Source organism: Pararhodospirillum photometricum DSM 122 (assembly GCF_000284415.1).
In the GTDB taxonomy this organism is placed as follows: domain Bacteria; phylum Pseudomonadota; class Alphaproteobacteria; order Rhodospirillales; family Rhodospirillaceae; genus Pararhodospirillum; species Pararhodospirillum photometricum.
This window is the reverse complement of the sequence record NC_017059.1, coordinates 1,297,857-1,319,068: the sequence shown is the minus strand read 5'-3', so window position 1 is coordinate 1,319,068 and position 21,212 is coordinate 1,297,857. Positions and strand designations below refer to the sequence as shown.

The 21,212-nt window shown below is 65.9% G+C and carries 22 protein-coding genes and 1 pseudogene; 13 read left to right on the top strand and 10 right to left on the bottom strand.

Annotation, left to right across the window (positions count from 1 at the left end; all coding sequences use genetic code 11):
* Nucleotides 1-8: 8 nt before the first annotated feature.
* The 4 genes from guaB to RSPPHO_RS05790 all read left to right on the top strand — a co-directional run bounded on the left by guaB (nt 9) and on the right by RSPPHO_RS05790 (nt 5,462).
* Nucleotides 9-1,469, top strand: a complete 1,461-nt coding sequence (guaB, locus tag RSPPHO_RS05805) for an IMP dehydrogenase (protein ID WP_014414335.1) — start codon at nt 9-11, stop codon at nt 1,467-1,469.
* A complete protein-coding gene (locus tag RSPPHO_RS05800) occupies nt 1,466-2,728 on the top strand; it encodes an RsmB/NOP family class I SAM-dependent RNA methyltransferase (protein WP_014414334.1) in 1,263 nt (420 codons plus the stop codon). Before guaB ends, RSPPHO_RS05800 begins: the two co-directional genes overlap by 4 nt.
* Before the next feature lie 119 nt (nt 2,729-2,847).
* The gene (locus tag RSPPHO_RS05795) at nt 2,848-4,806 is read left to right on the top strand and encodes an acetoacetate--CoA ligase (protein ID WP_197535628.1); all 1,959 of its coding nucleotides are present in this window, start codon (nt 2,848-2,850) and stop codon (nt 4,804-4,806) included.
* A gap of 65 nt (nt 4,807-4,871) precedes the next feature.
* Nucleotides 4,872-5,462 carry a hypothetical protein gene (locus RSPPHO_RS05790; RefSeq protein WP_014414332.1) on the top strand — a complete coding sequence of 197 codons (591 nt, stop codon included), beginning with the start codon at nt 4,872-4,874 and terminating at the stop codon, nt 5,460-5,462.
* Between the two features lie 45 nt (nt 5,463-5,507).
* On the opposite strand, the gene RSPPHO_RS05785 is transcribed toward RSPPHO_RS05790, so the two are convergent.
* The 6 genes from RSPPHO_RS05785 to hisB form a co-directional block, all read right to left on the bottom strand.
* Nucleotides 5,508-5,876: a histidine triad nucleotide-binding protein gene (locus RSPPHO_RS05785; protein WP_041794534.1), complete on the bottom strand. Its 369-nt coding sequence runs from the start codon at nt 5,874-5,876 to the stop codon at nt 5,508-5,510.
* Nucleotides 5,877-5,890: 14 nt separating this feature from the next.
* The gene (locus RSPPHO_RS05780) at nt 5,891-6,223 is read right to left on the bottom strand and encodes a phosphoribosyl-ATP diphosphatase (protein ID WP_041794531.1); all 333 of its coding nucleotides are present in this window, start codon (nt 6,221-6,223) and stop codon (nt 5,891-5,893) included.
* A gap of 11 nt (nt 6,224-6,234) precedes the next feature.
* The gene (gene hisF / locus RSPPHO_RS05775) at nt 6,235-6,996 is read right to left on the bottom strand and encodes an imidazole glycerol phosphate synthase subunit HisF (protein WP_014414329.1); all 762 of its coding nucleotides are present in this window, start codon (nt 6,994-6,996) and stop codon (nt 6,235-6,237) included.
* 14 nt (nt 6,997-7,010) lie between these two features.
* Nucleotides 7,011-7,739, bottom strand: coding sequence for a 1-(5-phosphoribosyl)-5-[(5-phosphoribosylamino)methylideneamino]imidazole-4-carboxamide isomerase (gene hisA, locus RSPPHO_RS05770; RefSeq protein ID WP_041794528.1), 729 nt, complete (start codon nt 7,737-7,739; stop codon nt 7,011-7,013).
* Between the two features lie 26 nt (nt 7,740-7,765).
* A complete protein-coding gene (gene hisH / locus RSPPHO_RS05765; RefSeq protein WP_041794525.1) occupies nt 7,766-8,425 on the bottom strand; it encodes an imidazole glycerol phosphate synthase subunit HisH in 660 nt (219 codons plus the stop codon).
* 79 nt (nt 8,426-8,504) lie between these two features.
* Nucleotides 8,505-9,122, bottom strand: coding sequence for an imidazoleglycerol-phosphate dehydratase HisB (gene hisB, locus RSPPHO_RS05760; protein ID WP_041794522.1), 618 nt, complete (start codon nt 9,120-9,122; stop codon nt 8,505-8,507).
* 177 nt (nt 9,123-9,299) lie between these two features.
* Between hisB and RSPPHO_RS05755 the strand changes: the two genes are divergently transcribed.
* The 4 genes from RSPPHO_RS05755 (at nt 9,300) to RSPPHO_RS05740 (ending at nt 12,940) form a co-directional block, all read left to right on the top strand.
* Nucleotides 9,300-9,764 (top strand): helix-turn-helix domain-containing protein, encoded by a 465-nt coding sequence (locus tag RSPPHO_RS05755; protein ID WP_014414325.1) that lies wholly within the window; start codon nt 9,300-9,302, stop codon nt 9,762-9,764.
* A gap of 179 nt (nt 9,765-9,943) precedes the next feature.
* On the top strand, nt 9,944-10,504 hold the full coding sequence (gene hslV, locus RSPPHO_RS05750) for an ATP-dependent protease subunit HslV (protein WP_041794520.1): 561 nt from the start codon (nt 9,944-9,946) through the stop codon (nt 10,502-10,504).
* Nucleotides 10,501-11,811 carry an ATP-dependent protease ATPase subunit HslU gene (hslU, locus tag RSPPHO_RS05745; protein ID WP_014414323.1) on the top strand — a complete coding sequence of 437 codons (1,311 nt, stop codon included), beginning with the start codon at nt 10,501-10,503 and terminating at the stop codon, nt 11,809-11,811. The genes hslV and hslU overlap by 4 nt, the downstream gene beginning before the upstream one ends.
* Before the next feature lie 115 nt (nt 11,812-11,926).
* Nucleotides 11,927-12,940 (top strand): zinc-binding alcohol dehydrogenase family protein, encoded by a 1,014-nt coding sequence (locus RSPPHO_RS05740; protein ID WP_014414322.1) that lies wholly within the window; start codon nt 11,927-11,929, stop codon nt 12,938-12,940.
* 52 nt (nt 12,941-12,992) lie between these two features.
* Here RSPPHO_RS05740 and purH read toward each other — a convergent pair whose 3' ends face one another.
* Both purH and RSPPHO_RS05730 read right to left on the bottom strand, forming a co-directional pair.
* Nucleotides 12,993-14,573 (bottom strand): bifunctional phosphoribosylaminoimidazolecarboxamide formyltransferase/IMP cyclohydrolase, encoded by a 1,581-nt coding sequence (gene purH / locus RSPPHO_RS05735; protein WP_014414321.1) that lies wholly within the window; start codon nt 14,571-14,573, stop codon nt 12,993-12,995.
* Nucleotides 14,574-14,701: 128 nt separating this feature from the next.
* A complete protein-coding gene (locus RSPPHO_RS05730; RefSeq protein WP_014414320.1) occupies nt 14,702-15,364 on the bottom strand; it encodes a response regulator transcription factor in 663 nt (220 codons plus the stop codon).
* On the opposite strand from RSPPHO_RS05730, the gene ribA reads away from it, so the two are divergent.
* Together ribA and RSPPHO_RS17625 are read left to right on the top strand one after the other, a co-directional pair.
* Entirely contained in the window at nt 15,288-16,613 is a 1,326-nt protein-coding gene (ribA, locus tag RSPPHO_RS05725; RefSeq protein ID WP_014414319.1) for a GTP cyclohydrolase II, read from the top strand. The genes RSPPHO_RS05730 and ribA overlap by 77 nt on opposite strands.
* A gap of 207 nt (nt 16,614-16,820) precedes the next feature.
* Entirely contained in the window at nt 16,821-18,053 is a 1,233-nt protein-coding gene (locus RSPPHO_RS17625) for a hypothetical protein (protein WP_051013713.1), read from the top strand.
* On the opposite strand, the gene cobS is transcribed toward RSPPHO_RS17625, so the two are convergent.
* Nucleotides 17,987-18,988: a cobaltochelatase subunit CobS gene (cobS, locus tag RSPPHO_RS05715; RefSeq protein ID WP_014414318.1), complete on the bottom strand. Its 1,002-nt coding sequence runs from the start codon at nt 18,986-18,988 to the stop codon at nt 17,987-17,989. The two genes, RSPPHO_RS17625 and cobS, sit on opposite strands and share 67 nt — an antisense overlap.
* A gap of 44 nt (nt 18,989-19,032) precedes the next feature.
* Nucleotides 19,033-19,653, bottom strand: a complete 621-nt coding sequence (locus RSPPHO_RS05710) for a J domain-containing protein (RefSeq protein ID WP_157879101.1) — start codon at nt 19,651-19,653, stop codon at nt 19,033-19,035.
* Between the two features lie 12 nt (nt 19,654-19,665).
* Here RSPPHO_RS05710 and RSPPHO_RS21710 point away from each other — a divergent pair, with 12 nt between their 5' ends.
* The 3 genes and pseudogenes from RSPPHO_RS21710 to RSPPHO_RS05700 form a co-directional block, all read left to right on the top strand.
* Nucleotides 19,666-20,226 (top strand): BolA family protein, encoded by a 561-nt coding sequence (locus tag RSPPHO_RS21710; protein ID WP_339325403.1) that lies wholly within the window; start codon nt 19,666-19,668, stop codon nt 20,224-20,226.
* Nucleotides 20,227-20,456: 230 nt separating this feature from the next.
* Nucleotides 20,457-20,765, top strand: a complete 309-nt coding sequence (locus tag RSPPHO_RS05705) for a response regulator (RefSeq protein WP_041794518.1) — start codon at nt 20,457-20,459, stop codon at nt 20,763-20,765.
* 64 nt (nt 20,766-20,829) lie between these two features.
* Nucleotides 20,830-21,171 (top strand): annotated as a pseudogene (locus RSPPHO_RS05700) (IS5/IS1182 family transposase); the annotation flags it as partial.
* Nucleotides 21,172-21,212: the final 41 nt, after the last annotated feature.

Genomic DNA, 21,212 nt, shown 5'->3' with positions numbered 1-21,212 from the left:
CCTTTTCCGTGATGATTCCAGAGGCGCTGACTTTCGACGACGTGCTGCTTGAGCCCGCCGCGTCGGACGTTCTCCCGGCTCAGGCCGATACCCGCACCCAACTGACCCGCTCGATCACGCTTGGCATTCCCCTGATCAGTTCCGCCATGGACACGGTCACGGAAAGCCCCATGGCCATCGTGATGGCGCAGTCCGGCGGCATCGGCGTTATCCACAAAAACCTGGACATTCGCGCCCAGGCCGAGGAAGTGCGCAAGGTCAAGCGCTTTGAAGCGGGTATGGTGGTCAATCCCGTGACCATCGGCCCGCACGCCCCGTTGGCCGAGGCGCTGGCCCTCATGGCTCACCACCAGATCAGTGGCATTCCGGTGACGGAGCCGCAAACGGGCACGCTGGTCGGGATCCTGACCAACCGCGATGTGCGTTTTGCCGAGGACACCTCGGCCCCAGTTCGCACGTTCATGACCCATGAAAATCTTGTCACGGTGCGCGAAGGGGTGAGCCAGGGCGAAGCCCGGCGCTTGCTGCATACCCACCGGATCGAAAAGCTCCTGGTCGTGGACGATGCCTATCGCTGCATTGGTCTCGTGACCGTCAAGGACATTGAAAAGGCCCAGACCTACCCCAACGCCTGCAAAGATCCGCAAGGGCGGTTGCGGGTGGCGGCGGCCACCGGGGTGGGGCCTGATGGCTTGGCCCGCGCCGAGGCCTTGATTGAGGCCGGGGTGGACGTGGTGGTCGTTGATACGGCCCACGGTCACTCCCGGGGCGTGATCGACACCGTGGCCCATATCAAACGTGCGTATGCCAATGCTCAGGTGATCGCCGGTAATATCGCGACCGCCGACGGGGCCCGTGCCCTGGTGGATGCCGGCGCCGACGCGGTCAAGGTGGGCATTGGCCCCGGGTCGATCTGTACCACGCGCATCGTGGCGGGCGTGGGCGTGCCCCAGTTCACCGCGATTGTCGAAGTGGCCGAGGCCCTCAAAGGCAGCGGCGTGTCGGTGATTGCCGACGGCGGCATCAAGTACTCCGGCGATCTGGCCAAGGCGCTGGCCGGGGGCGCCGACACCGTGATGGTTGGGAGCCTGCTGGCCGGCACCGCCGAGGCGCCGGGCGAAGTGTTCCTCTACCAGGGCCGCAGCTACAAGGCCTATCGCGGCATGGGCTCGTTGGGCGCCATGGCCCGGGGCTCGGCCGATCGCTACTTCCAGCAGGAGGTCTCCAACCTCAAACTGGTGCCCGAAGGCATTGAGGGGCAGGTGCCGTTCAAGGGGCCGGCCGGCACGGTCATTCACCAACTCATCGGCGGGCTCAAGGCGGCCATGGGCTACACCGGCAGCGCTACCTTGCCCGAGTTGCGGGTGCGGGCCCGCTTCCGGCGGATTACGGCGTCGGGCTGGCGCGAGAGCCATGTCCATGACGTGACCATCACCAAGGAAGCGCCGAACTACAGGGGGGGTATGTGACACCGGGGGCCCGGTTTCAGGAGGCGGTGGCGCTGTTGGGTGCCATCGCCGCCAGCGATCGTCCGGCCGACGGGGTGGCGAGCGCCTTCGTGCGGGCCCGGCGCTATATGGGGTCCAAGGATCGCCGGGCGGTCACGTCGCTGGCCTGGGGCGTGCTGCGCTGTCGGGCCCGCCTGACGTGGCATGTGGAGCGTTGCGATCTGACCCCGACGCCGCGCTCCTTGGCGTTGGCTTATCTGGTGGTGGTCGAGGGCCAGTCCGCGGCGACCGTGCGGGCCTTGTTTGCCGCAAGTCCTCCGGGACCCCATGATCCGTCCCCCTTGACGGTGCCGGAATCAGGGCTGGTGATGGCCTTACAGGGGAAATCCCTGGAGGATCGAGGCATGCGAGCCTCGGTGCGCTACGAAGTCCCAGTGTGGATTCCCGAGCGTCTGGCGCCTGCTCTGGGCGAGGCGCTCCATGCCGAACTGGAGGCCCTGCTGGCCGAGGCTCCGGTGGATTTGCGGGTCAACACCTTGAAAGCCACGCGCGACGCCGCCGTGCGGGCCTTGGCCGACGAGGGAATCTCGGCGACCCCGGGATCCTTGTCCCCGCTGTCCCTGCGCCTTGAGGGACGGCCACATGTGGCGGCAACCCGCGCCTTCCAAGATGGTCTGGTCGAGGTTCAAGACGAGGGCAGCCAGCTTGTCGCCTTGATGGCCGAGGTCACGCCGGGTATGGCGGTGCTTGATCTCTGCGCCGGGGCCGGCGGCAAAACCCTTGCCCTGGCGGCGGCCATGGAAAACAAGGGCAGCCTGATCGCCACCGATGTAAGCGCCGGACGGCTGGAGCGCGCCCGCGTGCGCCTGCACCGGGCCGGGGTGCATAACGTGACCTGTCGGGTCCTGGATGCCGAAACGTCGCGGTGGCTGAAGCGTCGCAAGGGCAGCTTCGACCGGGTGCTCATTGACGCCCCGTGTTCCGGCACCGGCACGTGGCGCCGCAATCCCGACGCCCGCTGGCGCCTGACCCCGGAGCGGGTCCAAGCGCTGGTGGCCGAACAGGCCGGCCTGCTGGAGCGCGGCGCCGGCTTGGTCAAGCCCGGCGGACGGCTGGTCTATGCCACCTGTTCCTTGCTGCCCGAGGAAAACGAAGACCGCATCACTGCCTTCCTGTCCGCTCACCCCGAGTATGAGCCCACGAACAAAGGCCGACGCTTGCTGCCCGGTCGCGACGGCACGGATGGCTTCTTCATCGCTGTCCTCACCCGCTCCTCTTAACCGAGGGGTCTGGGGAGGCCGCGCCTCCCCAGCCTTTTTCTCTTTTCCCCAAGCGCGTTTACACGGCAAACTCCCGGGTGAGGTCGGCAATAAGACCACCCAACAGGGAGAAATCAATCGTGCAAGACCCCGTGCGCCCGTTGTGGCAGCTCGCACCCGAACGCGTGGCTGCGGCGTCCTTGACCGCGTTTCGTCAGGCCGTTGAAACCGAGGAGGGCGTGAGCCTTCCCGACTACGATGCCTTGTGGCAGTGGTCCATCGACCACCCTGGAGCCTTCTGGGACAAGGTGTGGACCTTTTGCCGGGTGATCGGCGAGCGGGGCGACGGCCCGGCGGTGGATGATCCCACCCGCATGCCTGGGGCACGCTGGTTCGCCCAGGCCCGGCTCAACATGGCGGAAACCCTGTTGCGGCCCGATGTGGATCCCGAAGCCGACGCCTTGGTGTTCTGGGGCGAGGCCAGCGTGCGCCGACGCCTCAGCCACGCGGCGCTTCGGGCCGAAGTGTCGCGCGTGGCCCAGGCCCTGGCGCGGGCCGGCGTTGGGCCCGGGGACCGGGTAGCGGGCTATCTGCCGAACCTGCCCGAGGCGGTGATCGCGTTTTTGGCGACGGTCAGCCTGGGGGCGGTGTGGTCCTCGGCCTCGCCCGATTTCGGGGTCCAAGGCGTGCTGGACCGCTTCGGCCAGATTGAGCCCACGGTGTTGTTTGTGGTCGATGGCTATCTGTACAACGGCAAGGTCCATTCGTGTCGCGGCAAGGTGGCCGACATCGTGGCGCGGCTGCCATCCCTGACGGCGGTGGTCGAGATCCCCTATGCCGGGGGCGGGCCGGAGACGGTGGAGGCGGTGAGCTGGGACGATTTCCTGGCCGGCCTGACGCCGAGCGCGCCGACCTTTCACCGCGTGCCCTTCGATCATCCCCTGGTGATCATGTACAGCAGCGGCACCACCGGGGCGCCGAAGTGCATTGTGCATGGCCACGGCGGCACCTTGCTGCAACAGCTCAAGGAACATGTCCTCCACGGCGACACCCGGCCCGGCGACCGCGTGTTTTATTTCACGACGCTGGGCTGGATGATGTGGAACTGGCTGGTCGGCGCCTTGGGCACGGGGGCGACCTTACTGCTCTATGATGGCTCGCCGTTCCATCCCTCGGGGACCATCCTGTGGGACTATGCCCAGGCCGAGGGCTGCACCTTCTTTGGCACCTCGGCCAAATGGCTGGACGCCCAGCGCAAGGAGGGCCTGCGCCCGCGGGACACCCACGCCCTGGGAGCCCTGCGGGTGATTGCCTCGACCGGCTCCCCTCTGGCCCCCGAGGGGTTTGACCACGTGTACGAGGCGATCAAGGCCGACGTGCACCTGGCCTCGATCTCGGGCGGCACCGACATTGTGTCGTGTTTTATGCTGGGCAGTCCCGTGGATCCGGTGTACCGGGGCGAGATCCAGAAGCGGGGCCTGGGCATGGCCGTTGCGGTGTACGACGAGAGCGGGCGGCCGGTCGTGGGGGAAAAGGGCGAGCTGGTGTGTACCCGAGCCTTTCCCTCGACGCCGCTGGGGTTTTGGAACGATCCCGATGGCAGCCGGTTTCGCGCCGCGTATTTTGAGCGCTTCCCCGGGATCTGGACCCATGGCGACTGGGTGGAACTAACACCGCGTGGTGGCATCATTGTTTATGGCCGCTCGGACGCGACCCTCAATCCGGGCGGGGTGCGCATTGGCACCGCAGAGATCTATCGTCAGGTGGAAACCTTGCCCGAGGTGCGGGAGGCCATCGTCATCGGTCAGGACTGGGAGGGGGACGTCCGGGTGTTGTTGTTCGTGGTTCTGGCCCCCGGGCTGGCTTTGGACGACGCCTTGGTGGCCCGGATCAAGGGGCGGATCCGCGAGAACTGCACGCCGCGGCATGTCCCGGCCAAGGTTCTTCAGGTTGGGGATATTCCGCGCACCAAGTCCAACAAGATTGTCGAGCTGGCCGTGCGCGATGTGATTCATGGCCGGGTGGTGCGCAACAAGGAGGCTTTGGCCAATCCCGAGGCGTTGGACGAGTTCATGGATCGGCCGGAATTGGTGAGCTGACGGGAGAAGGGCAGGCTGGGGAGGCGGGCCTCCCCAGACCCCTCTTTCCTTTAAGGAGAGGCGGCATGGGTCACGCGATCCGAGGGGTGGGGATGGTGGTGGGGCTTTGGCTGGGGGCGGTCACGGCCAACGCGGCGGGGCCTCAGGGGCTGACGCCGGCTGAAACCCTGGTCTTTACCCTGCCGCCGGGGTGGGAAACCTTGTACACGACCGACGAGCCCAGCCATCGGCGGGCGGTGTTCGTGCCGGAAGGGCAAGGCGCCCAGGACTGGAAGGACATGGTGGTGGTGTCGATGGCTCGGGGCGAGGGGACGCCCAGCCTCCAAGAAGCGCACCAGCGGACCATCAAGGAGTACGAAACGACCTGTCAGGCCCACACCACCACGGTCCCTCAGACCAAGGTGGAAAACAACATCGGCCGGGCCTTTTGGAGCATGGGGTGCTTCCGGCGCAAGGATGTCGATGCCGGCGAGGCCTCGTTGTTTCTCTACATCCAGGGCCGCGAAGGATCCTACATGGTCCAGCGCATCTGGCGCACCCCGCCGTTTGGCAACGAAGGCCCGCCCATCGCCTCCGAGGAACGCGACCACACCGTCGAATTTTTAAGAAAAATCAAGGTCTGCGCCCTGGCGCCCACCGCTACCGCCTGCCCCTGAGAACCGAGGGGCCTGGGGAGGCCGCGCCTCCCCAGCCTTCTTTCGTCACACACTCTCCGCCGGCACCATGCGCCCCAACTTGCGTCCGGCAAACAGGTGCACATGCAAATGCGGGACCTCCTGCCCCCCGTTGACGCCCTTGTTGGACATCACCCGATAGCCCGGCTCATCGACCCCCAGCAGGCGGCCGACGTGGGCCACGCCGCGAATAAACCTGGCGATTTCGGCCTCGCTGGCCCGTTGGGCGAAGTCGTCCCAGTCGGTGTAGGCGCCCTTGGGGATCACCAGCACGTGGACCGGGGCCTGGGGATTGATGTCATGGAAGGCCAGGATGTGCTCGTCCTCGTGCACCTTGCGGCACGGGATCTCGCCCTTGAGGATGCGGGCGAACACGTTGGTCTCGTCATACGCCATCACGGATCTCCAGATCAGCCCTTGCGGGCGGCTTTTTCGTCGATCCCCGAGGTGCCGAAGCGCTGGGCCAACTCGGCCCACACCTGATCCGGCGTCACGCCGGTGTCGGCCCACAGGACGGTGAGATGATACAAGAGGTCGGCGCTTTCCGACACCACACGGTCCGGTCCCTCGGAGAGGGCGGCCACCGCCACCTCGAAGGCTTCCTCGCCCATCTTGTTGACGATCTTGCCGCGCCCCTTGGCGAACAGGCGGGCGGTGTAGGAGGTGTCGGGGTCGGCGCCTTTGCGCCCGGCGATGACGGTGTAAAGGTCGGCCAGGATGGCGGGACCGGTTGGGGAGGTCATGGCGGCTCCTGTCAGCAAAGACGCATGGGCAGGCCGGCAGCGGCCATATGGGCCTTGGCCTGGGCGATGGTGTAGGTGCCGAAGTGGAAAATCGAGGCGGCGAGAACGCCGGTGGCGTGGCCATCGCGCACGCCTTCCACCAAATGATCCAAGGTGCCCACCCCGCCCGAGGCGATGACCGGCACCGACACGGCGTCGGCAATCGCCCGGGTCAGGGGCAGGTTGAAGCCCTCGCCGGTGCCGTCGCGGTCCATGGAGGTGAGCAAGATCTCGCCGGCGCCAAGCTCGGTCATGCGCCGGGCCCAGGCCACCGCGTCGATACCGGTGGGCTTGCGCCCGCCGTGGGTGAAAATCTCGAAGCGATTCGGGCCCACCGACTTGGCGTCGATGGCAACGACAATGCACTGGCTGCCAAACTTTCGCGCCGCCTCGCCGACGAACTCGGGATGATGCACGGCGGCGGTGTTGATCGACACCTTGTCGGCACCGGCCAGCAGCAGCTTGCGGATATCCTCCAAGGTGCGCACGCCGCCGCCCACGGTCAGGGGCATAAAGCACTGCTCGGCGGTGCGGGCCACGACATCGAACAAGGTATCGCGGTTTTCGTGGCTCGCGGTGATGTCGAGAAAGCACAGTTCGTCGGCGCCGGCGGCGTCATAGACGCGGGCTTGTTCCACGGGGTCGCCGGCGTCGCGCAGGTCCACGAAATTGACGCCCTTGACGACGCGACCGTCCTTGACGTCGAGACAGGGAATGACGCGCATGGTCAGCATGACAAGGCCCTCTGTCAGACCGCGCCCAACGCCACAAGGGCGGCGGCGAGGTTGAGGCGGCCGTCGTAGAGGGCGCGGCCGCTGATGACGCCCTCCAGGCCGCGATGGGCCTGGGCCTGGACGGCGAGCACGTCGTCGAGCGAAGAGACCCCGCCCGAGACGATCACCGGTGTGGTCAGGTGCTCGGCGAGCTGGGCCGAGGCTTCGACGTTGGGGCCGCTCAAGGCGCCGTCGCGGTCGATATCGGTGTGGATGATGGCGGCCACGCCGGCGTCCTCGAAGCGCAAGGCGAGGTCGAGGGCGGTCACGTCGCTGGTTTCGGCCCAGCCTTCCACGGCGACACGGCCGTCGCGGGCGTCGATGCCCACGGCAATACGGCCGGGATGGCGGCGGCAGGCCTCGCGGACCAGGGCCGGATCACGCAAGGCCACGGTGCCCAGAATGACGCGCGACACCCCAAGGTCGATCCAGCGGTCGATGGCCGCGTGGTCGCGGATGCCGCCGCCCAACTGAACGGGAACATCCACCGCCGCCAAAATGGCTTCAACGGCGGCGGCGTTCACCGGATGGCCGGCAAAGGCGCCGTTGAGGTCCACCACATGGAGCCAACGGCACCCGGCATCGGTGAAGCGGCGAGCCTGGGCCGCCGGGTCGTCGCCGAACACGGTGGCTTTGTCCATCTCGCCCTTGAACAGGCGCACGCACTGACCATCCTTGAGGTCGATGGCGGGAAACAAGATCATCGGAACGTCCGCAGGTTGGCCTGCCCTCAAGGGGCCCAGCGCAGGAAGTTGGTCAGCAGGCGCAAGCCGGCGGCCTGGCTCTTTTCGGGGTGAAACTGGGTGCCAACGACGGTATCCCGGCCGACCACAGCGGTCAGCGGGGCGCCGTAGGAGACCTGGGCCCGGACATGGGCCGGGCACGCGGCGGCCAGATGGTAGCTGTGCACGAAATAGACCGGGGTCCCCGGCGCGAGGCCGTCGAGCAGCGGGTGGGGGCTGTCGGTGGGCTCCAGGGCGTTCCAGCCCATATGCGGGATGCGCAGGGTCTCGAGGCTGTCCGGCGGGGCTTCATCGCGCAACGGGCGGACTTCGCCGGGGATCCAGTCGAGCCCCGGGTGGATGCCGTGCTCCAGGCCGCGGGTGGCCAGCAACTGCATGCCGACACAAATGCCGAGGAAGGGGCGTCCGTGGGTCCACACGGCCTCGGTCACGGTGTCGATCATGTCGGGCAGGGCATCGAGCCCCTGGCGACAATCGGCGAAGGCGCCAACCCCGGGCAGAACCAGACGGTCGGCGCGTTGAGCGACCCGCGCGTCGGCGGTAACGGTGATGTCGGCGGCAATCCCGGCGTCGCGGGCGGCGCGCTCCAGGGCCTTGGCGGCCGAGCGCAGATTGCCGGAACCGTAATCAATGATCGCGACCAGCATGGCGATCCTCAAAAAGGGAAAAGGCGGGCGGGCAGGGCAGGGGAGTTTAGCACCCCAACCAGCGGGGGGGGCGAAGCCGTCAGGCCGAGGGAGCACTGTCGCCCAGGCTGCCCAGAACGCCCTTGGTCGAGGGGACCTGAGAGGCTTGGCGGGGGTCGATGGTCCAGGCCATGCGCAGTGCCTTCGCCAGCCCCTTGTAGCAAGATTCAACGATATGGTGGTTATTTTCCCCATAATGGGTTGCAACATGCAACGTGATGCCCCCGGTTTGGGAAAATGCTTGAAACCATTCCTTGAAAAGCTCAGTGTCGATATCGCCCAGCTTGTCGCGGGTCAACGGCACATTCCAGACCAGGAAGGGCCGGTTGGACAGGTCTAGGGCGACTTGGGTCAGGGCTTCGTCCATGGGGATCAGGGCAGAGCCATAGCGTTGAATTCCCAGGCGATTTCCCAAGGCTTGGGAGATCGCCTGACCAAGCGCCAGGGCACAGTCCTCGGTGGTGTGGTGACCGTCGATATGGATATCTCCTTTCGCGTGGAGGCGTAAATCCATAAGGCTGTGGCGCGAAAGTTGCTCTAACATGTGGTCAAGGAAACCAAGTCCGGTGCTGATGTCGGAGCGGCCCGTGCCATCGAGATCGACGGTAACGGAAATGGCGGTTTCCCGGGTGGTCCGGGTGACGGTTGCGGTTCTCATTCCGTGCAAAATCCTTGACCTTGCCCTTTTTAGGTGTACAATAAAAAGGCCGTGGGAGAAACAGCCCTCCGCAACGCACCTTGACCGGTTAAATCGCTGGAGTCGTGGGCCCGGACACGCTACGGTTTGACAGCCGGGTCCAATGGATAAACCCGCTATAGATCATGGGGCAAGAACGTGAGAAGGTCAAAAAACGAAGAGCTCCTGGGAGATGGTGTGAACAAGTCGCCCGATCCCGTGGACGTGCACGTAGGACGCCGGCTTCGGCTGCGTCGGACCCTGTTGGGGATGAGCCAAGAACAGCTCGCCAACGCCGTGGGCGTGACGTTCCAGCAAATCCAGAAGTACGAGCGCGGCTCCAATCGTGTGAGCGCGAGCCGCCTCTACGATATCTCAAAGGTCCTGGGCGTTCCGGTGGCCTTTTTCTTCGAGGACATCGGCGACGATGTCACCTCGGTGCGCAAGGCGCCGTCAGTGCCCGATCTTTCGGGCCTGGCCGAGCCCGCCATCCCGGCCTATGAGCAAGACCCCCTGCAAAAGAACGAAACCCTGGAGCTGATCCGCGCCTACTGGCGGCTGCCCACGGAGCACGTTCGTAAGCGGGCTCTGGATTTGCTGAAGAGCCTCTCGGGGCGGGAATAAGCTCAAGTCCGGGGGCCGCGGATCGGTGAAGACTGATCCGCGCCGCCGGGGCTCTTGACCCGGGTCGGTCCTTCCTTTCATCCTTGATCGCCCGGCCCCGGCCGGGGGSGCAAGGTGGTGGACCTCTTTGGTGACACGATCCCCATGCCCTTGGCCCAGCCTGCATGGAGATATTCCTGATGACAGGAGCAGAGTCCTCGTCCCCGCCAACGTGGCATGGCACAACCATTTTGGCGGTGCGGCGCGCGGGACAGGTGGTGATTGCCGGTGATGGTCAGGTGACCTTCGGCAACACCGTGATGAAGGCCAATGCCCGCAAGGTGCGGACCCTGGCCGATGGCTCGGTGATCGCCGGATTTGCCGGGGCGACCGCCGATGCCTTCACCTTATTTGAGCGCCTGGAAGCCAAACTGGAGCAGCATCCGGGGCAACTGACCCGGGCGTGCGTCGAAATGGCCAAAGATTGGCGCACGGACCGCTATCTGCGCCGTCTGGAGGCCATGATGGCGGTGGCGGACAAGGACATTTCCTTGGTGCTGACCGGCACCGGCGACGTGCTGGAACCCGAGGACGGCGTCATTGGCATCGGATCCGGCGGTGCCTATGCCTTGGCGGCCGCCCGGGCCCTGATGGGCCTTGAGATCGAGCTGGATGCGGAAGCCATCGCCCGACGCGCCATGGCGGTGGCGGCTGGCATCTGTATTTACACCAACTCCACCCTGACCCTGGAACGCCTATGAGCTCGTTCAGTCCCCGCGAAATCGTCTCCGAGCTGGATCGCTACATTGTCGGCCAGCGCGACGCCAAGCGGGCCGTGGCCGTGGCCCTGCGCAACCGCTGGCGCCGCCAGCAGCTTCCCGATGCCCTGCGCGACGAGGTGCTGCCCAAGAATATTCTGATGATCGGCCCCACCGGCGTGGGCAAGACCGAAATCGCCCGGCGTCTCGCCCGCTTGGCCCAGGCGCCTTTTTTGAAGGTCGAGGCGACCAAGTTCACCGAAGTGGGCTATGTCGGGCGCGATGTTGAGAGCATCATTCGCGATCTCGTCGAGGTGGCGATCGTCACCGAGCGCGAACGCCAGCGTAAGATGGTCGAGGCCAAGGCCGAGATCAACGCCGAGGAACGGGTCTTGGATGCCCTGGTTGGCGCTAACGCTTCGGTTGAAACTCGCCAGAAGTTCCGCAAGAAGCTGCGCGAGGGTGAGCTCAACGATCGTGAGATCGAGCTGCACGTTCAAGATACCAGCGGCCTGTCGCTGCCGACCATGGACATCCCGGGGATGCCTGGGGCGCAAATGGGCATGCTCAACCTCGGCGACATGCTGGGCAAGGCCTTCGGCGGCCGCACCCGGCCCCGCCGCATGACGGTCGCGGATTCCCACGACGTGCTGGTGCGCGAAGAGGCGGACAAGCTGCTTGACCAAGATCAGGTGGTGAGCCAAGCCATCAGCGCCGTGGAAAACAACGGCATCGTCTTCCTCGACGAGATGGACAAGATCGCCGGCTCGACCGAACGGCGCGGCGCCGATGTCAGCCGCGAAGGCGTGCAGCGCGACCTGCTGCCGCTGATCGAGGGCACGACGGTAACCACCAAGCATGGCCCGGTCAAAACCGACCATGTGCTGTTCATCGCCTCCGGTGCCTTCCACATCAGCAAGCCGTCCGACCTGTTGCCAGAGCTGCAAGGCCGTCTGCCCATCCGGGTGGAGTTGAAGGCGCTATCGGCCGAGGACTTCCAGCGCATCCTCACCGAGCCCGAGGCCAGCTTGCTCAAGCAGTACAAGGCCCTGTTGGCGACCGAGGAAGTCACCCTGGAGTTCCCCGACGAGACCGTGGTCGCCATCGCCGAGATCGCCACCGAGATCAACCGGGCGGTCGAGAACATCGGGGCGCGGCGCTTGCATACGGTATTGGAGCGCTTGCTGGAGGACATCAGCTTTACCGCCACCGACCGGGCCGGCGAGACCTTGGTGGTCACGCCCGAGATGGTGCGCGAGCGGGTGGGCACCTTGGCCGCTAAGGCTGATCTTTCGCGGTTTATTCTTTAAAGCAAGGCTGGGGAGGCGCGGCCTCCCCAGACCCCTCGATTCCTGGTTTTTTGTTGCGTTTGGTCATGGCGGGCCTCACCTCTGGGATATCGGTGTTTCCCAAGGAGGTCAGCACATGCGTGCGGTTGGCACTAAAAATCCCGGGCCTTTGTCGGTTCCCGATGCCCTGGCGGACATCACTCTGCCCCGCCCTGTCCCCCAAGGCCGCGATCTTCTGGTTGAAGTCAAGGCGGTGTCGGTCAATCCGGTCGATACCAAGGTGCGTCAGCGCCAAGCGGTTGGGGAGGACTGGAAGGTTCTGGGGTGGGATGCGGCCGGTGTGGTGGTCGAGACCGGCCCCGAGGTCAGCGGATTTCACGTCGGGGATACGGTTTATTATGCCGGCGACCTGACCCGTCCCGGCACCAATGCCGAGTTTCATCGGGTGGACGAACGCCTTGCGGCCCGTAAGCCGGCCTCGCTGTCGTTTGCCGAGGCGGCCGCCCTCCCCCTCACCGCCCTCACCGCCTGGGAAACTCTGTTCGATCGGCTGGACGTGGCCCGACCGGTGCCCGGCGCGGCGCGCAGCCTGCTGATCATCGGCGGGGCCGGAGGGGTCGGATCCATCGCGATTCAGTTGGCCCGGGCTCTGACCGACCTCACGGTGATCGCCACCGCTTCAAGGCCGGAAACCCGCGACTGGGTCACCACGTTGGGGGCCCATCATGTTGTGGACCACACCCGACCGCTGGCCCAGGCCTTGGCCGATCAGGGGCTAGCCTCCCCCGGCCTTGTGTTTTCCACCACCCAGACCGACCAACATTGGGCGGAAATTGTCGCGCTGATCGCGCCGCAGGGCCGTTTCGCCCTGATCGACGATCCGGCCCAGCTCGACGTCATGCCGCTCAAGCGCAAGAGCGTTTCGGTACATTGGGAGTTCATGTTCACCCGCTCGCTGTTTCAAACGGCGGATCAGGAGGCCCAAGGGCGCATCCTGGCCGAAGTCGCGCGGCTGGTGGACGCAGGCACACTCCGCACCACCCTGACCGAAGTCTTGGGACCCATCAATGCCCCCACCGTGCGCCAAGCCCACGCCCTGATCGAAAGCGGCAAAGCACGCGGCAAGATCGTCTTAGAAGGCTTTGCCTAAGGATCGGTGGGGTCTGGGGAGGCCAGCCTCCCCAGCCTTCTCTTGTTACCGCTTAATGGCGGAAGTGGCGCAGCCCGGTGAAGACCATGGCAAGACCGGCCTCGTCGGCGGCCTTGATGACCTCATCGTCGCGCACCGAGCCGCCCGGCTGGATCACGGCGGTGGCCCCGGCCTCGACAGCGGCCAGCAGGCCGTCGGCGAACGGGAAGAACGCATCGGAGGCGACGACCGAGCCCTTGGTGGCGGGCTCGGCGGCGCCGGCGGCCTGGGCCGCTTCCTGCGACTTCCAAGACGCGATGCGGGCGCTATCGACGCGGCTCATCTGGCCGGCGCCAATGCCCACCGTGCAGCCCTCGCGGACATAGACGATGGCGTTGGACTTGACGTGCTTGCAGACCTTGAAGGCGAACAGCATGTCGGCCATTTCCCGCTCGGTCGGGGCGCGCTTGGTGACGACGCGCAGGTCGGCGCTGAGGAGATCGGCGGCATCGCGGTCCTGAACCAGGAAGCCCCCGGCCACCGAGCGGATGGTCAGCTCCGGGGTGGTGGTATCGGCGACGACCCCGGTCAGCAACAGACGCAGGTTCTTCTTGGCGGCGAACACGGCCAGGGCCTCGTCGTCGGCATCGGGGGCGATGACCACCTCGGTGAAGATGCCGGTGATCGCCTCGGCCGCCGCCCGGTCAAGCCGGCGGTTGAGGGCGACGATGCCGCCGAAGGCACTGACGGGATCGCAGGCCAAGGCCTTGGTGTAGGCGTCGAGCACCGTTTCACCCCGGGCAACGCCGCAAGGGTTGGCGTGCTTGATGATGGCGACGGCCGGCTCGTTGAACTCGCACACCAGCTCGAAGGCGGCATCGGTGTCATTGATGTTGTTGTACGAGAGTTCCTTGCCCTGAACCTGCCGCGCGTTGGCGACGCCGGGGCGCGACAGGCCGTGGACATAGAAGCCGGCTTTTTGATGCGGGTTTTCGCCGTAGCGCAGGGACTGGCGCAAGCGGCCGGCGAACACGATGTGCCGGGGATTTTCCTCGCCGGTCTGTTCTTGGAACCAGCGGCTGATGGCTCCGTCGTAGGCGCCGCAGCGGGCATAGGCGGCGGCGGCGAGACGGCGGCGCAGATCAAGGGTAGTGGCGCCGTTGTTGGCGCGCATGTCGTCCATGACCTTGGCGTAATCCTCGGGGTCGGTGACCACGGTGACGAAGGCATGGTTTTTAGCGGCGCCGCGGATCAGGGAGGGGCCGCCGATGTCGATGTTTTCCACGCAGGTGGCGAAATCGGCACCGCGCGCCACGGTGGCCTCGAAGGGATAGAGGTTGACCACCACCAGATCAATCGGCGGGATGGCGTGCTGCTCCATGGCCCGCTGGTGCTCGGGGTTGTCGCGGATGCCGAGGATGCCGCCATGGATCCGGGGATGGAGGGTCTTGACCCGGCCATCAAGCATTTCGGGCGAGCCGGTGTAGTCGGCCACCTCGATCACCGGCAAGCCCGCATCGGCCAGGGCGCGGGCGCTGCCGCCGGTCGAGAGCAGTTCAACGCCGTGCTCGACCAGGAAGCGGGCGAAGGAAACGAGGTCGGTCTTGTCCGACACGCTGAACAAGGCGCGGCGAAGAGGAATAGCGTGCTGCACGGGTGAGAATCCCTTGAGACTGCCGGAGATGAAGGGGAGGGGCCGGAGAGGGCCGGTGCACCGCTATACCATGCCCTGAGTCTGGGCGCGACCGGGCACGCTCAAAAAAACGGCGGCGGGCGCCTTGGTTACGCGGGGGGCTCCAGGCAAAGCCGGTAGCCCCCCTCCTCCGTCACCAGGGCAAGCCCGGGGAGCGGGTCGGCCTCCAGTTTGCGGCGCAGGCGGTAGACGTGGGTCTCCAAGGTGTGGGTGTCGAGGGCGTCGCTATAACCCCACACTTTAGTCAACAACGTTTCACGTGGAACAATTTGCCCCGGAGCCCGGGCCAGGACGGCCAGCACCTGGGCTTCTTTGTCGGTGAGATGGCCGGGCCACGGGCCGCTCGGGGTCTCCAGGAGTTTGCGCTCGGGCCGGAACAGGCTGGCCCCCAGGGCCAAGACCGGCTCGGCCTGACACAGCGTTTTCAGACGGGCCACCAACTCATGAAGGCGAAAAGGCTTGGCCAGGGTTTCGACTGACGCCCCCTCCCSGSCTTGGCTCACCAGCCGCAGGATGGGCGCGGTCAGGCCGTGCTGCCGTACGGTGCGCACGGTGGCGTCGCCTTGGGGATCGTCGGGGGGGGCTTCGATGACAATCACGGCCGGGCGGTGATCGGCCAGGGCGCCGGGCGCCTCCTGGGCCTGGGCCACGGCAACAACGTCGAAGGGGCCGGCGGTGGCGAGGCTTGCGGCCAGGGCCTGGCGTGTCAGGGCATCGCCGCCAATCAACAGCAGGCAGGGGCCCGGGATCATGATAGTGTCTCTCCTCTTCCGGTTCCGCTCGGGACAGGAATATCATTCCTCCGAGCCCTTTGGTATGACGAGCAAGACCCGGGGTGTTCCGGGTTTTCCCGCCTCCTTGAATTCGTTGGACCGACCCGTGACCCAACCCTCTTCCTCGCCTACCGCCCTTTCCGACCTCCAGGACGCCGCCTTGCTGACCCGGGTGGCGCGCGGCATCAATGAAATTCGTCTCGGGGCCCCCGTTGTGGTGCGCAGCGACCGGGAGGCGGTGCTGATGTTGCCCGCCGAAGCGCCGCCCGAAACCCTGGCCGGCCTGTTTGCCCGTCCCGGGGGGGGCGTGGTTCTCACCGCCCGTCGGGCCGCCGTGCTGGGGCTCCTGCCCGAGGCCGCCGGGTCCGAGGCGGTGGTGGTCCGTCTGCGCGAGCCGCTGACCGAAGCCGCTTTGGCGCGGCTGGCCGATCCGTGCTTGGACCGGGAAGGTCCCCTGCCCGCTCTGGACAGCGTGGAGGGCGTTGCCGCCCTGTCGGCGGCGGGGGCGGCGGTGGGCTTGGCCAAGCTGGCCCGCTTGCTGCCGGCGGCGGTGGTGGTGCCCCTGCCCGACCCGCTGGAAGAGACGGCGACCCAGATTTTGGCAGCCGCCGATATTCACGAGTACCAGATGGCGGCGGCCCGCTCCTTGCGTCAGGTGGGCGAGGCGCGGGTGCCGCTGGCGGGGGCCGAGGACACCCGGATCCTGGCGTTTCGCCCGGCCGATGGCGGCACCGAGCATGTCGCCATCTTGGTGGGCGAGGTCGATCCGGCGAAGCCCATCCTGACCCGGTTGCACAGCGAGTGCTTTACCGGCGATTTGCTGGGATCGCTGCGCTGTGATTGCGGCGACCAGCTTCGCGGGGCCATTGAGGCCATGGCGGCCGAGGGCGCGGGGGTGTTGCTGTACCTGGCGCAGGAGGGACGGGGCATTGGTCTGGTCAACAAGCTGCGCGCCTATCAGCTTCAAGATCAGGGCTTCGATACCCTGGACGCCAACGGCCAACTTGGCTTTGATGATGACGAGCGGATTTATCTTCCGGCGGCGCGCATGCTGGCGCATTTGGGGATTGCACAGGTTCGTCTCTTGACCAACAATCCCTTGAAGGTCGAAGCCTTGGCGCGGCATGGGGTTGATGTGGTGGAGCGGGTTCCGCATGTCTATGCGCCCAACCCGCATAACCTGCGCTACCTGGAGACCAAGGCGCGCCGGGGCGGTCATCTGTTCTAAGCGCGTGCTGCGGGGGTGTCTCTCCAGGGCAAGCCTTGCCGGGATGGGCAGAAACAGCCGGGTGATCCTTGCCGGCCGGTGGCAGGGGCGTTTCAAAGAGAGCCGATCCCCCAACGGTCGAGGTCGTGGCATACTTTTTGATCGCTCCCCTTGGGGGGGCAAGGGGTCTCCAGCCGGAGCCTGTCGTCGCTTGATCGAGGAGTGACCATGGACGTCGAGAACAATCCCTCCGTTCCGGCCCCGGTCGTGCGGGAGGCCAAACCCTCGGGGTATCGCCTGGAGGGGGACAAGGTCATCAACGACGAGTTTCTGGATGGCTTCACGTTTTGGGATCTGCTGGACGTGGTCAATCCCCTCCAGCACATCCCCTTGGTTTCCACCGTGTACCGCCATCTGACCCACGACGACCTTAAGGCCGGCCCCCGTCTGGCCGGTGGCATGCTGTTTGGAGGGCCGCTTGGCTTGGCGGCCTCGGCCTTCAATGTGGTCATGGAAAAAGCCTCGGGCCGCGATTTGGGCGACCATGTTTGGGTGGCGGTGTTGGGGGACGATACCGCCCCCGCCTCGCTGCCCACCGGACCGGAAGCCAGTTCCCCGGCTTTGGCCTCTGGCGAGGGGGCGGCGGAAGGACCGGTGAGCCTCATTCCCGCCGCCTGGGCCACCCCTCTGGAGAGCGCTGCCCCCCAAAGAGCGCCAACGCCGGGGGCTTCTCCCGCCGCGTCCACCGTTACGGCGCGGGGCGCGGCGCCCATGAGCCGGCCCCTGGGCTACGACGCCCTGACCCCGCCAAATGCCGGAACACCGGCCGCTGCCCCCTCCCCGGCCTCGGGGAGCGGCACCGGAACCACGCCACCGCTGGTGGATGTGATCTTGTCATCGCAGCAAGGGGCGCCGCAGCAAGGAACGCCGGGATCGCCGTCCTCGGGAACCCCTCCCCTGGGCTATGACGCCTTGGGCCGGATGGCCGCGCCTGCGGCTTCGCAGCAGACCTCGGCCTTGCCGACGGCCCTCAACAAAAGCGCCCGCCAGCGTGATCCCAAGGCCATCCAGGGGATGTCCCTGGCGCAGTATCAAAACCGAGTGGGCCGCGCCGAGACGGCCTATCCCCTGCCCGAGCGCGGGGCGTCCACGGCCGCGACGCCTCTGGCCTTTGCGTCCACCGCCGCCATGATCGCGGCCCCCGCGGCGGCTCCAGCGGCAGGGGTGTCTCAGCCGGCGCCCCCCCCGTCCGGCCCCCCGTCCGGGATAAGCAATCGGCAGCTTTTGCAGATGCGGTTGGATGGGATGCAGGCCAAGGCGGCGGGTGTTTTGAGCGTCTCGGTCGCGGCGTCGGGGGGGGCCCGCCCAGGGGGCGACGGTTCACCCTCGCCTCCTCAAGCCAGGGCCACGCGCGCGGCGGCGATGCTCTCGGGCAGGTCGCGGCCAAAGCAGCGCTGGTAGTATTCGGCGATGATGGGGCGCTCGGTTTCGTCGCACTTGTTGAGGAAGGTCACGCGGAAGGCATAGGCATCGTCGCCAAAGATGAGCGCGTTCTCGGCCCACGTCAAAACGGTGCGCGGCGACATGACCGTCGAGATATCGCCATTGATAAAGCCGGCGCGTGACAGATCAGCGACCGCCACCATCTTGTCGATGACCTTGCGGCCTTCGGCGGTGTTGTAGGAGGGCTGTTTGGCCAGGGCGATATTCACCTCGACATCGTGCTCCAGGTAGTTGAGCGTCGCCACGATGTTCCAGCGGTCCATCTGGCCCTGGTTGATCTGCTGCGTGCCGTGATACAGACCGGTGGTGTCGCCCAGGCCGACGGTGTTGGTGGTGGCGAACAGGCGGAAGAAGGCGTGCGGGCGGATCACCTTGCTTTGGTCAAGCAGGGTCAGGCGTCCCTCCACTTCCAAGACGCGCTGGATGACGAACATCACATCGGGCCGGCCGGCATCGTATTCATCAAACACCAGGGCGACCGGGCGCTGAAGGCACCACGGCAAGATGCCCTCGCGGAACTCGGTAATCTGCTGGCCGTCGCGCAAGACGATCGCATCCTTGCCCACCAAGTCGATGCGGCTCACATGGCTGTCGAGGTTGACGCGGATGCAAGGCCAGTTGAGGCGGGCCGCCACCTGCTCGATATGGGTGGACTTGCCGGTCCCATGATACCCCTGCACCATGACGCGGCGGTTGTGGGCAAACCCGGCCAGGATGGCGAGCGTGGTGTCGGGGTCGAAGCGGTAGGCTTCGTCACGATCGGGCACGTGCTCGGAGGGACGCGAAAACGCGGGCACCATCATGTCGGAGTCAAGACCGAATACCTCGCGCACCGAGACCGTGGTGTCGGGCTTGTCCAAAAGCGGTTCGGCGGCGGTCAAGGGGGCGGTCATGGGCGATCCTCGAAATCAGACAGGTCAGAAAAAGGGAGAGGGGGTCACGCGCCAAGCGCGGCCATCAAGACGTGGTAGGCTTCGTTGACCATCTTGAAGCGCTCCTCGGACTCCCGATCGCCCCCATTGGCGTCGGGATGGTAGCGCTTGACAAGGGTCTTGTAGCGGGTTTTGAGGGTGTCCAGGGTCAGGGGCTCGGAGAGATCAAGCACACGCATCGCCCGGGCCCGCGGGCCATCCTCACGGTAGCGGGCGCTGCGGCGTTCCTGTCGGCTGCTGGGGCCGGTCGGGCCGGTGTCGTCAAACACCGTGAAGGGGTCGTGCAGGCCATCCGGCGCGGCGTGTCCAGGGCCGCCCCGCTTGCCAAGGGGCCACGTCGGGCGGTCCCAGCAGATGGAATGGCGGATGGCCGCCTCGATATCTTCCTCGCGCAGGCCCTGATAGTAGTTCCAAGCCTTGTTATAGGCTTGAACGTGATTGAGGCAGAACCAAAAATACTCTTTTAAGTCGCGGTCCTTGGGCGCGCGATAGAGGCCCTCGGCCGTGCATCCCGGGTGGTCGCACAGGCGGATCCTTGGCCTGGTGTCCGAGGCAAAGGTCTCAAGCGGCGGGATGGGGCGGCGCTTCCGACGGGAGCCGGAGGCGGTGTCATCGGGGTTGACCATGATGGGCTTACTATGGCGTTCGGATCCGGTCGAGGCAAGCCACCACCCAAGGCGGGGCGCTCCGGTGACTGGGGCTTTTGGCCAGGAAAGACAAAAAAAGACAGGCTGGGGAGGCGGGGCCTTCCCAGACCCCTCGGTCACGGTGGTCCTTCGCTGTGGTCGTCCGCTTTCCCTCTTTCTTTACCTAAAGGCCCTGCTAAGGGAAGGCGAGGTCTTGATCGGAAGCACAACCGGACCAAATGTCGGCCTATGCCTCATGATAAGGAGATTGGCATGTCTTCCACCCCCGTCAGCGATCGGATCCGCGCTCTTCTTACGAGTTCTCTTGATCCTCTCCACTTGGAAGTTTATAACGACTCACGGCATCACGCTGGGCATTATCACCCGCCCAAGGAGTCTCCGGGGCATGCGCAGGACGAAACCCACCTACGCGTTGAGATCGTGGCCCTGGCCTTCGAGGGCATGAGTCGGCTTGAGCGCCACCGAAAGGTGATAGGTCTTCTGAAAGACCTGGAGGGCGTGCACGCTCTCTCTCTGGGGTTGCGATCTCCGGCAGAAAACGCCTCGGCCTAAGGCGTCGCATTTTCGGAGTTTCGCGTCGCTCCCTAATCTGCGTCGCATTTTGCGAAGATCTCTCCCCCCCCTCTGCGCCTTCATTTTATTAACCTCTTGTTTTCCTTTAAAACGCTTGTGTACCGCCGGACGGCACGCCCCTTGCTCTTGGTCTGATGCGTCCCACTCCACCGACCGGGTCGGATCTCCCAGAGAGGAGACCTGGACGACCAAACAAGGGGGGTCATGTCATGACCGTCAAAATGTCTGCCGATGCGGCCACGCGGGTTCTCATTCTCAGCGAGGATGCCATTGTTCTCGATCAGGCGCGCTTGCAGCTTGAAGACCGGTTCGAGGTGATTACGGCCAGCGCGGCGGGCGGCGGTCTGCGCGTGCTGGAGGAGGAGGGCCCCTTCGCCCTGGTTTTGGCCGACCTCTCGCCCGATGGCCCGGTGTGGGACGGCATCTTGGAGCGCCTCTATTCCCTGCCCAGCGATACGGCCCTGATGCTCCTGGGCAATGGCCCGATCGGCGTCCCCTCGGGCGTCTCGCTGCACTGATCTCCGCCCATCGAGGTCCCCGTCTTCCCCGGTCGTGACGGGAGACTCTTGGGACGCATTCCGCGAGGTGCTCGACAGCGGCAACACTGGTGCCGACGTCTGGGCAGATACCGCCTATCGCTCGCGCAAGAACGAGGAGTTCATGGCGAAACGGGGCCTGCGCTCGAAGGTCCATTTTCGCCGGGCACCGGGCAAACCACTGTCACAGGCCCACGCTAAGGCCAACGCCGCCCGCTCCAAGGTGCGCTCGGCCGTCGAGCATGTCTTCGCGTGCCAGAAAGGGCCGATGGCCCTCTTCGTCCGCACCATCGGCATCGCCAGGGCCAAAACCAAGATCGGCATGGCCAATCTCGTCTACAACATGCGCCGCCTAGTCTGGTGGGACGGGAGAACTGCGCCCGCATGACGGCCGAAAGGCCGAAGAGGGGGCCGTAACGGCCCAAATAC